We start from the raw sequence: 20,959 nt of genomic DNA on the forward strand, positions 1-20,959 counted from the left end.
ATTGTTACCATGTACTTTTCAAAGTCAATAGCAGGCGGATATACAAGAGAATTCAGTAGATAAATGGCCAAATTGGAGTCAAAAGCATCAAAAATTTTATTTTGAAAAATTTAGCTTCTATTTTCAGCATCCATTTAAAACATTAACCCAAAATGACTGAAGCCAAGCAAAAGAAAGGGGCTGTAGATAAGTTTTTGTCTATAGTCGAAAGAATTGGAAATGCACTGCCCCATCCAGCCACATTATTTGCACTTTTTGCCTTTGGAGTAGTCCTTCTTTCTTGGGTTTTCAGTCTGTTCGATATTGAAGTGACCCACCCGGGAACAATGGAAACGATTAGGCCATTTAGTCTACTTTCCATAGAAGGCTTGCATATGATGCTGACCAAAATGGTGGTGAATTTCACTGCATTTGCTCCATTGGGAACAGTGTTAGTTGCTTTGCTTGGAATTGGCATCGCCGAAGGAAGTGGATTAATTGGTTCGGCACTTCGCTTGGTGGTAATATCATCTCCACCTCGATTGCTGACTTTTGTGATTGTATTTTCAGGCGTTATTTCCAATACTGCGAGTGAAGTAGGCTATGTATTATTGGTGCCATTGGCGGCTATTATTTTCCTAGCTGCAGGTCGCCATCCATTGGCAGGTTTAGCTGCTGCATTTGCCGGTGTTTCGGGCGGTTATAGCGCCAATTTATTACTGGGCACCATCGATCCATTATTGGCAGGATTATCAGAAGAAGCTGCTAGAATCATTGAACCAAATTACTTGGTAAATCCGGCGGCAAACTATTATTTTATGTTCTTTTCTACTTTCATCATTTCATTTTTAGGTACTTGGGTTACCGAAAAAATAGTAGAACCACGATTGGGTAATTATACGGGAGATGAAAAACCTGAGAAAGTGGATGGGCTTGATAAGTCTGAAAAACGAGGATTGAGATTCGCTTTAGTTGCTTCATTGGTTTTCCTTTTTTTACTTATATGGTCTATCATGCCCATTGTGGTAAGCAATCCATTCAGTAGCGAAAGTGCTGAGCTTTTCCGAATAGACTTAGCAGGGAGTGGTTTCTTGCGCGACCCTGATACGGGAGGTGTATTGCGATCTCCATTTATGAGTGCTATAGTTGCGTTTATCTTTTTGGGTGCTGCCGTGGCTGGCATTGCCTATGGCATTGGAGCTCGCACTATCAAAAGCGATAATGATGTAATGAAGGGTATGAGCAAAAGCATGGAAACGCTTGGCTCATATATAGTCTTAGTATTCTTCGCTGCGCAGTTTGTTGCCTATTTCAATTGGACAAATCTGGGATTGATCACTGCTGTGAAAGGAGCAGATTTTCTGCAATCTACAGGCTGGGGCCCTATTCCATTGATGATCAGTTTTATTCTTGTAAGTGCTGTTATCAATTTGGTGATGGGTAGCGCAAGTGCTAAGTGGGCCATTATGGCGCCTGTGTTTATTCCAATGCTAATGCTACTGGGCTATTCACCTGAATTTACCCAATTAGCCTATCGGATTGGTGATAGTGTTACCAATATCATTTCTCCCATGATGTCCTATTTTGCCCTGATTGTAGCATTTATCCAGCGATATGATAAGAAAGCCGGGATTGGTACCGTAATTTCGCTGATGCTTCCATATACCTTTATCTTTTTGATTGGGTGGACCATTTTGTTAATCATTTGGATCATCTTCGGATGGCCGATTGGTCCAGGAGCACCGCTAGATTATGTGATACCTACAACAATGTAATGCCGAAAATAAAGGAGAAGATCTGTGTAATAATTCCAGCGCTGAATGAGGAAGCTTCGATACCAAAAGTAGTCCGAGATATTCCTTCAGATTGGATTGCAGAAGTGGTGGTGGTAAACAATGGCTCAAAAGACAATACCGCCAAAAATGCGCGGGAGGCTGGTGCAACAGTCATAAACGAGCCCCGTCGAGGGTATGGAAGTGCCTGCTTGGCAGGAATTGAATACTTGAAAAATCTGCCTGAACCTCCCGCTATTGTGGTGTTTATCGATGCGGATTACTCTGATTTCCCACAGCAAATTCCTGAAGTCCTTGCGCCGATATTCAAACAAAATATGGATATGGTCATTGGCAGCAGAGCATTGGGCAATAGAGAGAAAGGCTCCATGACTATTCCACAAGTTTTCGGAAATAGATTGGCTACAACATTGCTCAAATGGATGTATGGAGCACATTTCACAGATTTAGGGCCATTTAGAGCTATCCGTTTTTCTACTTTATTAGATTTGAATATGGTGGATACGAACTATGGCTGGACAGTAGAAATGCAAGTGAAAGCGGCCAAAAAGAAAATCAGCTTTTGTGAAGTGCCAGTGAACTATAGACAGCGAATTGGGATTTCTAAAGTTTCGGGAACGGTAAAAGGCGTAATTATGGCAGGCTATAAAATCATTTGGACAATTTTTAAATATGCGGTATGATTTGGCTGCAAGGGTTCATTCTGATTTTATATTTCGGCTCATTGCTCTTTATTTTTGGTTATGGGCTAAGCCAATTACATTTGGTTTGGCTGTCTAGAAAGTTTTTTAAGCTGCAAAAAAAGACTGTAGAAGAGTCGGATTACTTTCCACTGGTGACTATTCAATTGCCTGTGTACAACGAAGCGTATGTTGTTGAGAGGCTCATTGATTCTATAGCAAAAATAGACTGGCCTAAGGATAAATTGGAAATCCAAATTCTTGATGATAGTACAGATGAAAGTGTCCAAAAAATTGCCAATAAAGTTGCTGAATATCAAAGGATAGGGTTAGACATAAAGCAAGTTCGTCGTGAAGGAAGGGCGGGTTATAAAGCAGGCGCATTAGCTTATGGAATGAAGGAGGCAAAAGGAGAGTTTATCGCTATTTTTGATGCCGATTTTGTACCGAATCCAGATTTTCTCAAGCGATTGATTCCTGGAATGCTCGATCCCAAAGTGGGCGTGATGCAAGCTAGGTGGGGGCATTTGAATAGAGATTATTCATTACTCACTCGACTACAAGCATTTGGTTTGGATGCACATTTTATGGTGGAGCATCCTGGTCGTAGTCAAGGAGGGCATTTTTTGAATTTCAATGGAACGGCAGGTATTTGGCGCAAGGCATGTATTGAAGATGCGGGAGGATGGGGCAGCGATACCCTTACCGAAGATTTGGATCTTAGCTATCGCGCTCAGCTCAAAGGTTGGAAGATTCACTACTTACCCGAAGTGGATGCTCCGGCAGAATTACCTATTGCCATGCCAGCCATTAAAAGTCAGCAATTTCGCTGGACAAAAGGAGCCGCAGAAACTAGTCGCAAACTGCTTTTGAAAGTTTGGAGATCAGATATTAAGCTTCTTTCCAAAATTCACGCTACCTATCATTTGCTTAATAGTACAGTCTTTATTGCCATTGTGATTTCGGCGATGGTGAGTATGCCCTTATTGCTTATCCGCAACCTCACAGATCGCTGGGACTTGGTCATCAATATTTCTTCTATTTTCATAATAGGCTACTTGTTTCTCGCCATTTTCTATTGGACAGGTTTCAGGAGGATTTATGGACGAGGTTTCAAGACATTGATGCTTTTTCTCCCGAGAATGGCTATGTTATTATCCATTTTTTTGGGTTTATCGGTGCACAATGCCATTGCCGTAATGGAAGGCTGGCTAGGAAAAAAGAGTCCATTTATTCGTACACCCAAGTTCAACGCAATGGGAAATACAGGCACTTGGAAGGGCAATAAATATATGATCCAGAAATTGCCAATAGTCACCTATTTAGAGGCATTTCTCACATTGTATTTTGGTGCGGGATTGTACTTAGCATTTCATTTCCATGACTATGCACTTTTGCCATTTCATACTTTATTGACGCTCGGATTTTTTCTAGTGACCAGCTATTCCATTAAGCATAGCCGATGAAGCCAAGCGTTCAAAATATCCTACTCATTTCAGCCTATTCAGGATTGCTTATTTGGATGGGATATGGAATTACTCGCAGTGAACATCATTTGCTTTTCCCTGTATTTGTTATGCTGTTTTTGGGAGGAATTTCCTTGAGTCGAAGATTCAACTCGATAAAGCAATTTCTAATCATTGGGATAGTATTGAGACTTCTATTACTATTTGCCACGCCCAATTTGTCAGACGATTATTTTCGCTTTGCTTGGGATGGTCGATTATGGGTAGCGGATGAACATCCCTTTTTGCAGACACCTAATCAGTGGCAAGAAGACCCAAACAAACCCGCAAGTTTAGACGCTGAACTTTATAAAGGGCTCAATTCAAAAGAATACCACAGCATTTATCCGAGTCTGCATCAAGTGGTTTTTTACATTAGTAGTACTATAGCCGGCAATGATTTGAAGATCAATATAATTGTAATACGATTGATCTTGATTTTGGGTGAAGTGGGTACCATGTGGCTGTTGGGTTATTTACTACATTTTTACTTCAAGCCCATTTTTTGGTTGGGCTTTTATGCTTTTAACCCAATGGTGATTTTGGAGGTGACAGGGAATCTTCATTTCGAAGGGCTGATGCTGTTTTTTATAGCTTTGGCGGTGACATTACTATTGCATAAGCGACTTTGGCAAGCTGCAATTGCATTGGCTTTGGCCGTATCTACTAAATTACTTCCGCTGATTGCATTGCCTGTATTTATTAGGCAATTGGGCTGGCAGAAAGGAATTATTTTCTCTGTATTAGCGATGCTGTTTTCCATACTTTCTTTCCTCCCGCTTTGGCACCCTGAGTTATTGGAAGCTATGAGTTCAAGTTTAGATTTGTACTTCCGTAAATTCGAATTCAATGGCAGTATTTATTTACTCGTTCGTGAATATGGCTTTTACAAAAAAGGCTTTAATATCATCGCAGATTCTGGGCCTGCATTGGCATTTACTTCATTTTTTCTCCTAGTTACTTTGCCATTTGTATTTAAGAAAAAGTGGAAAATCAGCGGTTGGTTATGCTTGAGCTGGACGGTTTACTTATTGCTCAGTACTACGGTGCATCCTTGGTATATCCTCCCGCTTTTGTTTTTTGGAATACTATCGGGGTGGTTGTATCCATTAGTTTGGTCATTTTTGATCTTTTTCACCTATTTGCAATATCCTGCTGGCGGCTATGTAGAAATGCCTTGGCTTATGGCCATTGAGTACCTAATTGTGCTTGGTGTTTTAATTTTTGACCTGAAAAGGACTAAATTGCCTTTTCCTTTTGCAGGCAAACTATTATGAAATACTTCCTTTTCTTAATTCTCTTTTGCGCATATTTCTCGAGTCTTGGTCAATACAAATTGTTATTGCTAGAAGATGGAAATCTTCCCAAAGGAGCCGAAATACAACAAAGTGATTTAGAAAATACTGAATTTGCCATTGCCCTAGATAGTGAAGGAAATCTGCTGGAATGGTCGAATTCTACGGGCAACAAGCCTTTAAAAATTCCTGCCGAAGTATTGAAATTGGCGGATTTTGAGACTTGGCAGAGCAAGTGGCTAAATCCTTATTTCGGAATGAGTCCTTCCACGATTCAATACCTAAGGTCAGATTCAATGGCGGCACTTTTGGAAATGCCAGCAATGGAAATGCCGATGCCCAGCTCATCGCAGCTTTATTCATCGATGGTAGGCCTCACTTGGACACCCGATGATTCGGTAAGAAGTTGGGAAGTGGAGTTTAGAAATCAATACGATGAAACTGTAGGGGTAGAAACGGTAGAAGAAAACAAGCTGAAATTGGTGTTGGATAATGGCGAAAAGGTGAGTGTATATGTGCGCAATCCACGAACCATGGAAGGCTCGGGAGTATTTGTGCTCAATGGAATGACTAGTCCAGCCAAAGAAAAATATGCGGGGGGAATTAGGCAAATTATTCAAGCAAGTGGAGAAGCTAGTATTGCAAGCCATTTATTAAAAGCGGCTTATTTTGAAAGTAAAGGCCTTTATGTAGATGCGTTAAGTGAGTATGTGTTATTGACAATTTCTTATCCTGATGAAGATTTTGCAGAGGATTTACTCCGTTGGTATATATTTCGTCATGCATTCCGTCCTTGGTTTTAGTCTTAATCCGAATAATGGCGTAAATTCGTGCCCGTAAAAATCTGCTGCATTGAAGTATCTTAAGTATTTTCTTATCTCTATTGCGATTATTGCTATCGACCAAGCTTTAAAACTTTGGGTTCATCAAAACATGTTTCTGGGTGAAGAAATCATGGTAGTGGACGATTGGTTTCGTTTGCTTTATGTATTGAATCCAGGCTTTGCTTATGGCTTAAAGTTAGACTGGGAATACGGCAAATTGGCGTTGAGTTTATTTAGACTAGTTGCGACGGGTTTTATTGCTTGGTATTTATATAAATTGATCAAAGAAGAGATGCCCAAAGGCTTGCTTGTATGCCTAGCAATGGTGCTAGGTGGTGCTACAGGTAATTTGATCGACAGTGTTTTTTATGGCGTATGGTTCAATAATGCTCCTTATGGCTCCCTTTTCGATCTTTTTCACGGTCAAGTAATTGATATGTTTTACTTCCCCATTTGGGAGGGCTACTTGCCGGATTGGTTGCCATTCAAAGGTGGCGATTATTTTATCTTCTTCCGTCCGGTATTCAATGTCGCTGATGCATTTGTCTTTACGGGTTTTGCCACAATTCTGCTTTTTCAGAAGAAATTGCTTAAGGAAAAAAGTCCAAAGCAAACTAATATTGAATCAAGCTCAACTGAAAAAGAGGAGCCACTTTTATAAAGGCATCATTTTTATTAATCAGTAATTAGTCCCTGAAACACCCATAGCTGTGATAAGCTAATCCTGTAGAATTTATTGACTTTAAGCATCTCAAGTGAGAGAGATTTTTTTCCTTAAAATACAACAGGTCGAGTAAAAATCATATTAGCATATCCTAATTATTGTGTTTGCCTTCGTCAGGTTTACTTGAATTCTTCAATTGAAAGAATTTTAATTTTCTCGAAATTAAAATTAACTATAACCTTGGGTTAAAAGTTGAATGTATATTTATTGATTTATGTATTATTTGTTATTCAGGGCTAAAAATACACTTTTGAGTGATTGTTAATTACCTTTTGTTCCTAATTAGGATGCTGGATGGGTTTTTAAAATTATACTTTAAAATAGAAAAATATTGTAAAAAATCTGAATCATTGCATTAAATTTATTTATCACAAAAAATTTTCAATTCGTTGATTTTTAATTCATTAAGAATTATACAAATTATTCTAAGAAGTTTTAATGGTTAGTTTCTTCAAATTTGGTATAGAATATAATTTTTAGTTCTACCTTGTATGGAATATCCATTGCAAACCATGTAGAACTATGATTAAAACCTTTACAAATTATTACAAATATTTAGTATTTTCTGTCTTACTCCTTTTAGTTATAGGCTTTAATCAATCGGTTTATTCCCAAACTGCTACAGCTCCTGTGGGAGATGGCAGCTCTGGGAATCCCTACCAAATTGCTACCTTGGAAAATTTGTATTGGATAGCAACTACGTTTAATACAAATTTAAGTAAACATTATTTACAAACAGCTGACATTGATGCCAGTTCAACCACCTCATGGACTACTACTGGAGGTACTGGCTGGATGGGAATTGCTACCTATTCTGATTTTATAGGCACTTATGATGGTGGTGGATACTCCATTCGGAACCTATACACCATGAAGACTAGTTTCATGAATGTTGGGCTTTTTGGTACAATTGGTGTGGGTGGTATAGTGAAAAATTTGCGCCTAGTTAATACCAGAATGACTGGTTTTTTAAGAGCTGGTGCATTGGCGGCTGAAGCGGAAGGTGCGATAATTAGTAATGTAATATCTGTAGGCGGTACAGTAAGTGCTGGAAGTAATGTTGGTGGTTTGGTTGGTCAAAGTAATTTAGCTACCACAATCACAAATTGTTATTCTAGTACAACTGTGTCAGGTAGCGGAACTCAAAAAGGAGGTCTTTCTGGAAACCTACTGGCTTCTTCGGTCATTACAAATTCATATTCTATCGGTCAGGTAAGCGGTACAGGAGGTGGCTTGGTTGGATCCATTACTAGTAGCACTGTAACCAATAGCTTCTATAATTCAGAGACGAGTGGTAAGAGTGATACCGGTAAAGGAGTACCCAAAACTACAGCTCAGCTGAAGACTTTAGCTACTTTCACTACTGATATAGATCCAAATGATTGGGATTTTACTGCAGGTACAGGTGTTTGGGCGATCAACCCTACAGGGTATATTTCTTATCCCTATTTGCAAGGATTTACCTACGATGTACCTGGGACTATACCAGCGGTTAATCCAATTCTTGGTTTGGAAGTTTCTGCACCTACGTCCTATGAATGGGCTGGCGGTACAGATGAAGCTGGCGAGGCAGGTAATTGGGATAATGGTTTACCCCCTACCGGCGCCGATATAGTGATTCCAGAGGGAGCGATACCTTACCCTGTTTTCGAGGCAGATATAGAACTGGGCAACATTACCATTGAGCCGAATGCGACGCTTACGATGGCTCCAAGCTTCCGATTGGACATCACAGAAGATAGCAATATCACTATCGGAGCGGGAGGAAAACTGATCCTCAAAAGTGATGGCACAGGTACCGCGTACATTGGTAGCTTTACAGGAACAAGTACGATCACCGGTACGGTGTTACAAGAGCGCTACATTATGGGCAGCAATCGTAGTTTCCGCTTTATGGGACATCCTTTTAACAGTGCGATTCCTTTGAGTGCTTTAGGCGATAAAATTGACATTACGGGCCCTGGCACAGGTTTCACCCCTACTGCCACGAATGAACCTTCGGCGTTTTATTATGATCCAGTGACAGGCGATGGGGATGCAGAGAATGATGGCGGCTGGACAGCGTTTACGGCGATGGATGACAGTTGGGAACGATACCAAGGCATCCGTGTCTTAGTACGTGGTTCGAAAGGCCAAGCCGGCAGTTTTGATGATATAGAATACACACCAGATGCGGTGACCTTCGAATGGGAGGGTGAGGTGAATACAGGAACCCAAACGATAATGTTAGAGTTTGGGTTTGGTGATATATTTGACACAGATGAACAAAAATCAGACTTCAACTTGGTGGGTAATCCTTTCCCTTCAGCGATCAATTTGAAGGCAATCTCCCGCAGTGCTGGGATGGTAGTCGGTAGTTTCTATATCTGGCAGCCAAGAGAGAGCCCAAGTGGTACATCAGGCCGTGGAGGAGCATATTTAACAGAGCCTTTCGATACAGGTAATCCAACATTTATTTTACCCACAGGAGGAGCCTTTTTTATTCGTTCTAGTGAGGAAGGTACATCAATAACCATAGAAGAAGCAGACAAAGTAAGTAGCAATGAGCCACTACAAGGCTCTGCTGGTAGCACCCTGAGAATGGATAGCAATGTAGCTAGTAAATATGGCAGCAATAGTATCCAATTAGTACTGAGTAGCGAAGACGAATGGTGGGATCGAAGCTTGGTTTTCTTCAAAGAAGATGGAGTAAACACCAGCCAAGACAGAGAAGATGCCTCGAAACTGGCGAACCCAGAAGTGAACCTATTCACTGTAAGTTCCGATGACTTTGCAATGGCGATAGATGCTCGTCCCTACCAAGAAGCTGAAGGAGTAGAAACTAATACCAACCACATTCCCTTACATATCCTCAGTCCTGCAAGAGCATACACGCTTAGCTTACCAGACTTCGACCTTGAAGAAGGCCGAACACTAAGACTGTATGATCGTTTCACCGAAGAATACATCACTCTAGCAAAAGGCACGACGTACGGCTTTGAGGTAACGGAGGATCCAAGCACCAAAGGCCACCGATTTGATATCGTGATGGGTATTGAGGTGATCACCAGTATCAACCCAAGCGGCAGTCGTTTCCAAGCATTCTTGCTACCAAACCCAGCACAGGAGCAGGTGAGGATCAGCATCCAAAAACCGGATCATATAGCAGAGACCACTGTAAAGATAGTCTCAATGGCTGGCGTAGAAGTGAGCAATGAAAAGTTGACCACAGAAACAACGGAACTAGATATCAATCTGAGCCAATTGAGCAAGGGTATCTACTTAGTAGAAATCACGCATGGTACCGAGCGGATAGTAAAACGCCTGATCGTAAACTAAACCGAACCCAACCAAAAGAAAGCGGGAGGGTAGACCATCCTCCCGCTGAATTACTCAAAACACAAAGCAACTCAAGAATCGATGAAATATACTCTCCTTACCCTTAGCCTCTTGTTCTTGTCCGCACTGAGCTATGCGCAAACCTTTGGCGGGCCACCGAGCTTTACACCCGACGTATTAGATAACCCAATCGATGGTGGCTTAAGCTTACTTCTTGGTGCAGGAGCCGCTTATGGGGCTAAGAAGTTACGCGATAAGAGAAAGACAAATAAAGATCGGAAGAGAAAGTAATAGTTTCTATTCTAGTTCGTTCAGATGGTTTAGCCACAATTGTGCTTTTTAAAAAGGAGTTTGCTCAAAACAAAGTGACGAATTCAAGTACTACAACTCAGTAAAAGTAATTTGTTGAAAAATTGTTGTTCATGTATATTTATATGTCATTAGATTAAGTAATGTTTTTTTTCATTCGTTTTTATGTGTTTTATTTAATGTAAAAGTTATATTTGAAATTACTTAGTTAAAATAAAATAAATGGTTTTTTACGTGAAATATTTTCCACTTAATTTCGTAATAAGTAATTGGTTATCAATGCTATAATCGAATATCTAAAATGGATTTATCAACTTTTTTAAAGGCGATACTTCAGATTTAGTATAGAATATGATTATTAGTTTTATCTTGCTTTTTTGATTTTCCATTGAAAACCATAAAAGCGATGATTAAAACTTCTACTAAAAATCAAAATCTTTTTTTTTTCATATTCTTACTTCTCTTTACACTAGGGTTTAATATTAACATTCAGGCGCAAACAGCTACAGTACCTGTCAATGGTGACGGAAGCCCTGGAGATCCCTATCAAATTGCAACTTTAGAAAATTTGTATTGGATAGCGGCAACAGATGCTGTAGTAGCTAGTCCGGATCGTACAACTAGGCAAGGTTATCACTACATTCAAACTGCCAACATAGATGCTTCGGCTACCACAAGCTGGTTTGCAGGTGAAGGTTGGCTGCCGATAAGCAGTTTCACTGGGTCATATAATGGAGATGGTTATGTTGTAAGTGATTTATATATAAATCGTCCATTAGAACCTTTTATGGGTTTATTTTCATATTTAAATGGAGGGAAGGTTGAGGGTCTTGGGGTGGTTGATGTGAATATATCCGGCCAAGATGTTTTAGGTGGTTTGGTAGCTGTTGTAGACTTAGGTTCAACAGTTACGGAATGTTTTGCTACAGGAAGTGTAACAGGAAGGAATAATATTGGTGGTTTAGTTGGTGTAATAAATCAAGCAATAATTTCAAACTCTTATTCAAGGGTTTCATTATCAGCCAGTGGAATGTTTGCTGGAGGCCTAATTGGTGCTTTTATAAGTTCTACAGTCACTAATTCTTATTCAACCGGAAATATAGGAGGCGCAGCAACAAGTAAAGGTGGATTGATTGGACAAATTCAGACGGCAGGCACCATAACGAACAGTTTTTGGGATACCGATACTTCTAATCAAGCTACATCGGCAGGTGGCACTGGTAAAACAACTGTACAGATGAAGACGCAATCAACCTTTACCGATGCGGGATGGGATTTCACTTCAATTTGGTCTATATGTTCAGGTGTAAATGATGATTATCCCAATGTATCTTTTACAGGAGGAATTGCATCAGAGGCACCTGTTGTTGGTGATGGCACCGTTGGTACCCCTTTTCAAATTGCGACTTTGGCGAATTTAAAATGGATTACCGAAAGTGCTGGAAGATGGAATGCTCACTATATCCAAACGGCTGATATTGATGCTTCTTCAACGGCTAATTGGAATTGTGGAGAAGGTTGGAGTCCTATTGGAGATAATAATTTTAATTTTATTGGGTCATATAATGGTGATGGACATACAATTAATGGCTTAACAATCAATAGGCCTTCTGATGGTTTTATTGGTCTATTTGGGTACATTAATGGTGGGACGGTGAGTAATTTGGGAATGACTCAGGTAAACATTAATGCATCTGATGGAATAGGAGCAATTGTAGGCTTTTGTGAAGGTTGTTCTATTAATGACACTTATAGCACAGGTACTATTGAATCATCATTCGGAAGTACCGGAGGAATTGTTGGATCAATGATAACTAGTTCATCTTTACTTAACTCTTTCAGTCATGTTTCGATTAATAATTCAAGTGGAAATAATGTAGGTGGTTTAGCAGGTTCTGTGAATTCTAGCTCTACCGTAACTGGATCCTTTTCTACTGGAACAATTTCTAGTAATGCAGGTCAAATTGGAGGAATTGTTGGGAGCTTATCAAGTTCACAAATTCAAAATTGCTACAGCCTAAGTTCTGTCTCTGGCAATAATTATGTGGGAGGAGGTGCTGGATCGGTCTCCTCTGGAACGATCATTAATAGCTATAGCACTGGTTTAGTTAGTAGTCCGGGTGCCAATATTGGGGGATTCGTTGGCCTGTTATTTGGAACAAATACCTTCACCAATAATTTTTGGGATACGGAGACTTCTGGGAATTTGACTTCTGATGGCGCCACAGGAAAAACCACTGCCGAGATGAAAACCCTAATGACATTTACTGGTTGGGACTTTACCGCCAGTACAGGAGATTGGAACATTAATCCGGCTGGCTATATTTCGTATCCCTATTTGCAAGGATTTGCCTACGATTTGCCCGAAATAACTCCTGCCGTAAATCCAATCCCGGGTTTAGTTTCGATTGCTGCTATAGGTTCTATCACTATAACTAGTGATCCTAGTGACCCTGCATCTGATTGGATGATAAGTGATGGTAAACTAATCCCGCTAAAAGATGGTGCCAAAGTGAATGTAAGTGAAGTAACTTCTGCATTAGCCACTGGCGATCTCATTATTGAAGCAGTAACAGATGTGATTATTGATGCGAATATTGCTCCGGTGCTTCCTGCGGCTAGGAATCTAACTCTTAAAGCAGGTCGAGATGTCATGCTTGAAGTTACTCGTACTATAGAGCCTTCAGCCCAGGCTCTTAACACAATATTCTGGTCTGATGCTGATGGAAATGATGAAGGAATGATTTGGATCAAAGAGTCCACAACAATCAACACTAATGGGGGGCATCTTTGGATGGGTGGAGGAAGTGGTACAGTTACATGGAATAGCTTAGCGGTTGGTGATGGCAATGCAACTGGTAGTTTCGCCTTTATCCCTGGAGATAATTCTTCTACAACACAAAATGGTTTTCACGGAATTACTTTAGACTTACAAGTTACTATCCAAACAGGTGCAGGGCACATTGAATTAAATGGACAAAGCGGAAATCAATATGCACCAACACTAGCTTCCAGTCCATATAGTACGAATGTTGGCGTTTACTTGGGGGATGGTTCACAGACTTCAACTATCTCAGGTAACATTACAATAAATGGCACTGCACGATTAACTTCAGACCAGCCTTCATCTGGTTGTACAGCTTGTGGTTTTAGATACGGTATACTATTCCATAGAGCAAGCCAATCCTCTCCAAGACAAATTATGGTGAGTACTCAGTCCGGTAATATTGTACTCAATGGTTTGGCTCAAGATTATACAGGAAGCACTACGGATTTGATGAATAGTGGTGGCGTTACGATGTTTGCTGGAACACAAGGTCAAGTTGTTTCGACCAATAGCGGGAATATCCAGATTATAGGTCATAACCAAGAAACCACCGCACCAACAGGTAGAACTGCTCGTGGAGTTTGGCTTACTTCTGGACAAACGGATTTGATTTCCACTTCCGGATCCATTGTAATTGAAGCAGGACTGGGAATCACTTCTACTGAAGCATTAGCACTTCAAAGCGATACTAAAATTGGTGATGGAACCAGTGGGGATATTGAAATTATTTCTAATGGCTGGACTGGTTTAACGGCTACAACTTTAATAAGTGGTACAGGTGAATTAACCATTCGCCCTCAAACAGCTTCCACCACTTTAGGCATAGCGGGAGGTACTGGTACTTTGGAGTTACCGGCAAGTTATTTTTCCGCCAATTTTGTGGATGGTTTTTCTTCCATCATTATTGGTAGTGAGGATGTTGGGCAAGTTAATATTGGAACTTCGGTAGTAAATTATAATGATCCATTAGTCATTAAAACTGGTAACAGTATTTATTTCGATGCTGCATCTGCTATTACAGGAAATAATAATGAGATCACTCTATGGGCAAGAGCTGGTGGTAATAATTCTGCTTCAGATAATGTGCCAGGTGCTATTTGGCTGCCTGAGGGCTCTACTTTAGATACAGAAGGCGGCAATATCACACTAGGAGGAGGAAGCGATCCAAGTATTGGCTATGCAGCTGGAGACAATATTGGTCCTGCGGGTGAAAATAATGCAAGGTTTAGAGGTATTACCATTAATGGTACGTTAGCTGCGGGCGGAGGCAATATCAGTATTTTAGGGAAAGGAGGAAATGTTGGTATTTCACATGCAAGAGGAGTGAGTATTGGGGGAGATATTTCTACTACAGGAACTGGGAGTATAACAATTACCGGTATAGCACATGCTAGTTCAGATGGTTTTGCCCTTGGCGATGGGTCAATAACAGGGCCTGATGGCACTATTAGTGCAGAAGAAGGAGCCGTAACCATTAATGGTTTTAGAGCAACCGGCGATGCAATAAATATTTCGACTGCGGCTAGCGCGATCACTTCTGAAGGTACCATCACATTAGAAGCGAAAAACGATGGAAGGTTAACGATAGATGGTGAGATTTCAGGTCTTGGTGGCGTTAGTTCAGGGAACATCATCCTAATAACAGATGATTTAAACTTAACCGGTTCCAGTCAGCTTTCAAGTCAAGGTACATTGACTATGCAAAGTCGAACACCAACCACAACCATAGGACTGAATGCTGCCTCAGGTACCCTCAGTTTGTCTTCGGATAATTTAAGTACCAATATTTTAGATGGCTTTGAAGAAATTATCATTGGAGGCGCCTCCCAGCAAGGAAATATTTATGCGAACACCTTCATTATCCGTGATAATTTTAGATTTAATTCAACAGGCAATTTAATTCTCGAAGGCAACTTAGACCTGAACGGACAGACGGTGACTTTAGGTGAGGATATCACATTAGACGAAAGTGCAGGCAGATTCTTTGGTAGTACAGGAGAATTAACGACCACGCGTACTTTGGGATCCTTAACTGCCGAAAACATAGGTGGTATGGGTGCTACCATTACGACGAGTACTAATTTAGGCAGTACCACCATTACCCGTACGCATGGCTCCCAAACCAAAGGTACAGCCAATAGTATATTACGAAGTTACGATATTGTACCTACCACAAATACAGGTTTGGATGCAACCTTGGTTTTCAGCTATTTAGATGCTGAACTCAATAGCTTAACTGAGTCCAGCCTTTCACTACATCGCTCGACTGATGGGGGTACGAATTGGATAAACAGAGGAGGTACAATAGATGCAAGTGGCAATGTGGCGACTCTTACTGGTATCGAAGCCTTTTCTTTATGGACTTTATTCGCAGGTGAATTCATCTGGTCAGCGGATATGAGTACAGAAGATGGAGCTACGGATGGCAACTGGGAGGGAGGTTTGGCACCCCCTACAGGATCAGACATCGTAATACCCGAGGGAGCGACACCGTATCCTGTTTTTGATTTTGATTTTGAGGCGGGCGATATCACAATTGAGCCGAATGCTACGTTGACGATAGCGCCTACACGTACTCTTACCTTCACCGCAGGCAGCGGTGTATCAGGTGATGGCAAGATTATTTTACAAAGCGATGCCACAGGTGATGCGAGCATCGGTGATCTCACAGGTGCAGGAAGCATCGATGTGAATGTGATCCAAGAGCGTTTTTTAGCGGGTGGCAATAGAGCATTTCGATTTTTCAGTCATCCATATACCACCGCCGTACCATTGAGTGTGGTGGCCACCGCGATTGACATTACGGGAGTGGGTGGCTCAGCGAATGGCTTTACCACGACAGCGACGAATGCACCTTCGGCTTTTCGTTTTGATCCTTTGAATGCAGATGGTAACGAAGATAATGATGGAGGGTGGGAAGCCTTTACATCTATAAGCCAAACGATAGATCCACATGAGGCGATTCGTATCTTATTTAGAGGTTCAAAAGGCCAAGCGAGTAGTTTGTTGGATGATGGCAGCTATACCCCGGATCCGGTGACGATCGAGTGGGAGGGCACGATTAACCAAGGCACGCAAAATATAGCCTTGGTAGGTGTGGCCTCAGGACTAGAGTTTAGCGATTGGAACCTAGTGGGTAACCCATTTCCATCTGCGATTGATTTAAGTGCCGCAGGCGTTAGCCATAGTTCAGGGGTTGTTGATTATGCCGTATGGCGTCCAAGGCAGACTTATACGGGAGATTTCTCGTTAATCGCAGGCAGTGGTCGAGGTGGAGCATATTTACAAGAGCCGTTTGATACAAGCCCAACAAATGCGAAGATCCCTTCAGGTGGAGGCTTCTTTATCCGTGCAGGTGGCACTACAGGAACCTTAACAATTCCTGAGCCAGCGAAGACGAGCGCGACTCCTGGAGAGATCACGAATGTATTGCGGATGGAAGATGTGCCAAGTCGCTATGGACAGAATACCTTACAAATAGCCTTAGAAGCAGAGAATGATTTTGTAGATCGGGTATTGGTATTCTTAGGGAATGAATATAACCCAACACGTGAATTGCAGGATGCACCTAAGATGGCGAACCCATTGGTGAACTTCTTTACAGTAAGTGAAGATGATTGGGCTTTGGCGATAGACCGTCGTACTTATACAGAGCAAGAGGGCGAAAACCGGATTCCACTACATATCCTAGCACCAAACTTTAAATACACGCTTAGCCTACCTGACTTTGATATCGAAGAAGGCAGAACGATCCAACTCTACGATCGCTTTACGGAAGAATACGTCACTCTAGCAAAAGGCACGACCTACGACTTTGAGGTAACGGATGATCCAAGAACGAAAGGTCACCGATTTGATCTCGTGATGGGCATAGAAGTGATCACCAGTATCCACCCGAGCAACCATCGCTTCCAAGCATACTTACTACCGAATCCGGCACAGGAGCAGGTGAGGATCAGCATCCAAAAGCCAGACAATGTAGGCGAGACTACCGTAAAAATAATCTCAATGGCTGGCGTAGAAGTAAGAAGCGAGCAGATCAATACAGCAACCACGGAACTAGATATCAACCTGAGTCAATTGAGCAAGGGGATCTACTTAGTAGAGATCACGCATGGTACCGAGCGGATTGTAAAACGCCTGATCGTAAACTAAACATAACAAAACTAAAAGACAGCGGGAGGGTAGACCATCCTCCCGCCATATTTTACCAGTAAAAAGCAATCACAAATGAAAATAGCTATACTTACCTTCAGCCTCTTATTTCTATCTCTTCTCAGCTATGCGCAAACCTTTGGCGGCCCGCCGAGCTTTACGCCTGACGTGTTGGACAACCCGATAGATGGTGGCTTGAGCTTACTGCTTGGTGCAGGAGCCGCTTATGGGGCTAAGAAGTTACGGGATAAGAGAAAGACAAATAAAGATCGGAAGAGAAAGTAATAGTTTATATTTCTTGTTCATACGGTTTAACCTCAATTGTACTTTTTCAAAAGAACTTGCCAAAGAAAGAGCAGAAAACTCAAATCGAAGAGACGAATTCAAGTACTATAACTCAGTGAAAGTGATTTGTTGAAAAAATGTTATTCATGTGCATTTATATGTCATTAGATTAAGTAATACTTTTTTTCATTCGTTTTTATGTGTTTTATTTAATGTAAAAATTATATTTAAAATTGCTTAGTTAAAACAAAATAAGCACTTTTTTATATGAAATATTTTTAACATAATTAGGTTTCAAATAATTGATTATTAGCACTTTAATTGTAGATGTAAAATATATTTATCATTTTTTTTCAAGATGATACTTCAGGTTTAGTATAGAATATAATTATTAGTTTTACTTTGTATGGAATATCCATTGCAAACCATGTAGAACTATGATTAAAACCTTTACAAATTGTTACAAATATTTAGCCTTTGCTGTCTTATTTCTATTAATCTTAGGCTTTAACCATACAGTTAGTGCTCAGACGGCTACAGCGCCTGCAGGTACTGGTACAGCTTTAGACCCATACCAAATAGCCACTTTGGAGAACTTGTATTGGATTGCTGCTACTGATGCCGTTGTAGCTAGTCCAGATAGATTAACTCGATGGTCTGCACATTATATTCAAACAGCCAATATTGATGCATCTTCAACTTCAACATGGTTCTCAGGTAAGGGATGGACTCCTATAGGTAATGGGTTTAGTGGGTATAATTTTCTAGGAACCTATGATGGAGATAACCATACTATTAGTGGTCTTTTTATTTATGATGATAGCTTCTCTATTATTTATGTTGGTCTTTTTGGTTATATATCTGGGAGTAGTGCAATCCGAAATTTGGGAGTAATAAATTCAAATTTTTATGGAAATACCTCGGGAGGAGTAGTTGCCCTTAGTGATGGTGCTGGGACAAGAATTATTGAGAATGTTTATTCAACCGGGGTAGTTTCATCTGATAGAACTGCTGGCGGGATTATAGGCTCTTGTGGTAATTGCCAAATTAGTAATAGCTATTCCAGAGCAGCTGTAACGGGTGGTGATTTTGGCTATAGTGGAGGCCTAGCAGGCCAAGTGTTTAACGCTAATTCTTCTATTTCCAATTCCTATTCAACAGGTGTGGTATCTGGGACTACGGGAACTAACGGTACTTTAAAAGGAGGCCTTATTGGAAGAATCGGAAGCGGAAGCCCTTCAATTGCAAATAGTTTCTACGATTCAGAAACGAGTGGTCAGAGTGATGACACAGGCAAGGGTACTCCCAAAACTACTGTGGAGATGAAGACTCAAACAACCTTTACGGATGCGGGTTGGGATTTCCCTTCTACATGGACTTTCTGTGCAAGCTTGAATAATGGCTATCCAATTTTAACTTCATTTACAGGAGAGATTACATCCGTTGCACCTGCAGGCTCAGGTACTGTTGGATCTCCTTATCAAATTGCTTCTTTGGCGAATTTGAAGTGGATAACTGAAAGCTCAGTGAGATGGGCTTCGCATTATATCCAGACCGCCGATATTGATGCTTCATCCACAGCTGGCTGGAATTGTGGTTTAGGTTGGTTGCCAATAGGGAATGGTACTACCAATTTTACTGGTACGTATAATGGAGGTAACTATACTATTCGAAATCTTACACTCAATAGAACTTCGGATTTTTATACAGGATTGTTTGGGAGATTGCAATCAGCCACAATAAGTAATTTAGGTTTGGTTAACGCCAGCTTTACTGGAGGTTTTTCCTCAGGGATATTGTCTGGTGACGCGAATACCGTAACCATCCGCAATACTTACTCTACTGGTAGTGTAAGTGGGTCAGGATTTTCAGTTGGAGGAATAGTAGGAGCTAACATTAATGTAGATATAATTGATTCTTACTCAAATGCTAATATTAGTGGTGGAGCTTCAAATAAAGGTGGATTAGCAGGTGAAGTCAATAATGGTTCTGCAATTATAAATTCCTATGCTACTGGGATAGTCTCAGGGACTGGAGGAGGCCTTATTGGAGCAATAAATAGCTTTGGTAGTGCTAGTACTGTTACCAATAGCTACTACGATTCAGAGACAAGTGGCAAGAGTGATACAGGTAAGGGAGTGCCAAAGACAACTGCAGAGATGAAAACCCAGTCTACGTTTACAGGCTGGGATTTTGCTCCACTTGCTGGCGATTGGAGTATAAACCCATCTGGCTATATTTCTTATCCGTATTTACAAGGATTTACCTACGATGTACCGGAAGCGATGCCGGCGGTTAATCCAATACCGGGACTTGCCGTTTTTGTTCCTACTGATTACACCTGGACAGGCAGTACAGATTCCGACGGCGGCGAGGCAGGCAATTGGGATAATGGTTTGCCTCCTGCGGGATCAGACATCGTGATACCCGAGGGCGCGACACCGTATCCTGTTTTTGATTTTGATTTTGAGGCGGGCGACATTACGATTGGCAACAATGCTACTTTCACGATGGCACCGGGCTTTACCTTAACGTTTGCAGCAGGAAAAGGCGCCACAGGCGATGGAAAAATCATTTTAAAGAGTGATGGTACAGGCGATGCGAGCATCGGCGATTTAACGGGAGCCGGTAGCATAGCTGTAGCTGTCCAGCAGGAGCGTTTTTTAGCGGGTGGCAATAGAGCATTTCGATTTTTCAGTCATCCATATACCACCGCCGTACCATTGAGTGTGGTGGCCACCGCGATTGACATTACGGGAGTGGGTGGCTCAGCGAATGGCTTTACCACGACAGCGACGAATGCACCTTCGGCTTTTCGTTTTGATCCTTTGAATGCAGATGGTAACGAAGATAATGATGGAGGGTGGGAAGCCTTTACATCTATAAGCCAAACGATAGATCCACATGAGGCGATTCGTATCTTATTTAGAGGTTCAAAAGGCCAAGCGAGTAGTTTGTTGGATGATGGCAGCTATACCCCGGATCCGGTGACGATCGAGTGGGAGGGCACGATTAACCAAGGCACGCAAAATATAGCCTTGGTAGGTGTGGCCTCAGGACTAGAGTTTAGCGATTGGAACCTAGTAGGTAACCCATTCCCATCTGCGATTGATTTAAGTGCGGCAGGCGTTACGCATACAGCAGGAGTCGTTGATTATGCGGTATGGCGTCCAAGGCAGACTTATACAGGAGATTTCTCGTTAATCGCAGGCAGTGGTCGAGGTGGTGCGTATTTACAAGAACCCATCACGACAGCAAGTGCAAA

At 41.3% G+C, this 20,959-nt stretch carries 11 protein-coding genes; all 11 read left to right on the forward strand.

From position 1 onward, the window contains the following. The first annotated feature begins 152 nt into the window (after positions 1-152). Entirely contained in the window at positions 153-1,754 is a 1,602-nt protein-coding gene (locus ACOXY8_RS13375) for an AbgT family transporter (protein WP_458332108.1), read from the forward strand. After that, on the forward strand, positions 1,754-2,455 hold the full coding sequence (locus ACOXY8_RS13380) for a glycosyltransferase family 2 protein (protein WP_458332109.1): 702 nt from the start codon (positions 1,754-1,756) through the stop codon (positions 2,453-2,455). Before ACOXY8_RS13375 ends, ACOXY8_RS13380 begins: the two co-directional genes overlap by 1 nt. Then, positions 2,452-3,918, forward strand: coding sequence for a glycosyltransferase (locus tag ACOXY8_RS13385; RefSeq protein ID WP_458332110.1), 1,467 nt, complete (start codon positions 2,452-2,454; stop codon positions 3,916-3,918). The genes ACOXY8_RS13380 and ACOXY8_RS13385 overlap by 4 nt, the downstream gene beginning before the upstream one ends. Beyond that, complete coding sequence (locus ACOXY8_RS13390) at positions 3,915-5,234, forward strand: glycosyltransferase 87 family protein (RefSeq protein ID WP_458332111.1); 1,320 nt, start codon at positions 3,915-3,917, stop codon at positions 5,232-5,234. Before ACOXY8_RS13385 ends, ACOXY8_RS13390 begins: the two co-directional genes overlap by 4 nt. Next, positions 5,231-6,055 (forward strand): hypothetical protein, encoded by an 825-nt coding sequence (locus ACOXY8_RS13395; RefSeq protein ID WP_458332112.1) that lies wholly within the window; start codon positions 5,231-5,233, stop codon positions 6,053-6,055. Before ACOXY8_RS13390 ends, ACOXY8_RS13395 begins: the two co-directional genes overlap by 4 nt. A gap of 49 nt (positions 6,056-6,104) precedes the next feature. Beyond that, a complete protein-coding gene (locus ACOXY8_RS13400; protein ID WP_458332113.1) occupies positions 6,105-6,737 on the forward strand; it encodes a lipoprotein signal peptidase in 633 nt (210 codons plus the stop codon). 585 nt (positions 6,738-7,322) lie between these two features. Beyond that, positions 7,323-10,118 carry a T9SS type A sorting domain-containing protein gene (locus ACOXY8_RS13405; RefSeq protein WP_458332114.1) on the forward strand — a complete coding sequence of 932 codons (2,796 nt, stop codon included), beginning with the start codon at positions 7,323-7,325 and terminating at the stop codon, positions 10,116-10,118. Between the two features lie 81 nt (positions 10,119-10,199). Further along, positions 10,200-10,409, forward strand: coding sequence for a PID-CTERM protein-sorting domain-containing protein (locus ACOXY8_RS13410; RefSeq protein WP_458332115.1), 210 nt, complete (start codon positions 10,200-10,202; stop codon positions 10,407-10,409). A 424-nt stretch (positions 10,410-10,833) separates the two neighbouring features. Further along, positions 10,834-17,409: a T9SS type A sorting domain-containing protein gene (locus ACOXY8_RS13415; protein ID WP_458332116.1), complete on the forward strand. Its 6,576-nt coding sequence runs from the start codon at positions 10,834-10,836 to the stop codon at positions 17,407-17,409. A gap of 75 nt (positions 17,410-17,484) precedes the next feature. Then, positions 17,485-17,694: a PID-CTERM protein-sorting domain-containing protein gene (locus ACOXY8_RS13420; protein WP_458332117.1), complete on the forward strand. Its 210-nt coding sequence runs from the start codon at positions 17,485-17,487 to the stop codon at positions 17,692-17,694. A 437-nt stretch (positions 17,695-18,131) separates the two neighbouring features. Then, the coding region (locus ACOXY8_RS13425; RefSeq protein WP_458332118.1) for a hypothetical protein at positions 18,132-20,959 on the forward strand (2,828 nt) is incomplete at its 3' end.

Source organism: Peijinzhouia sedimentorum (assembly GCF_049340005.1).
GTDB lineage: Bacteria > Bacteroidota > Bacteroidia > Cytophagales > Cyclobacteriaceae > CAXBDP01.

Bases quoted from the DNA above. Each gene is read 5' to 3' on its own strand.
- ACOXY8_RS13375 (WP_458332108.1), top strand. From the start codon at position 153: ATGACTGAAGCCAAGCAAAAGAAAGGGGCTGTAGATAAGTTTTTGTCT.
- ACOXY8_RS13380 (WP_458332109.1), top strand. From the start codon at position 1,754: ATGCCGAAAATAAAGGAGAAGATCTGTGTAATAATTCCAGCGCTGAAT.
- ACOXY8_RS13385 (WP_458332110.1), top strand. From the start codon at position 2,452: ATGATTTGGCTGCAAGGGTTCATTCTGATTTTATATTTCGGCTCATTG.
- ACOXY8_RS13390 (WP_458332111.1), top strand. From the start codon at position 3,915: ATGAAGCCAAGCGTTCAAAATATCCTACTCATTTCAGCCTATTCAGGA.
- ACOXY8_RS13395 (WP_458332112.1), top strand. From the start codon at position 5,231: ATGAAATACTTCCTTTTCTTAATTCTCTTTTGCGCATATTTCTCGAGT.
- ACOXY8_RS13405 (WP_458332114.1), top strand. From the start codon at position 7,323: ATGATTAAAACCTTTACAAATTATTACAAATATTTAGTATTTTCTGTC.
- ACOXY8_RS13410 (WP_458332115.1), top strand. From the start codon at position 10,200: ATGAAATATACTCTCCTTACCCTTAGCCTCTTGTTCTTGTCCGCACTG.
- ACOXY8_RS13415 (WP_458332116.1), top strand. From the start codon at position 10,834: ATGATTAAAACTTCTACTAAAAATCAAAATCTTTTTTTTTTCATATTC.
- ACOXY8_RS13420 (WP_458332117.1), top strand. From the start codon at position 17,485: ATGAAAATAGCTATACTTACCTTCAGCCTCTTATTTCTATCTCTTCTC.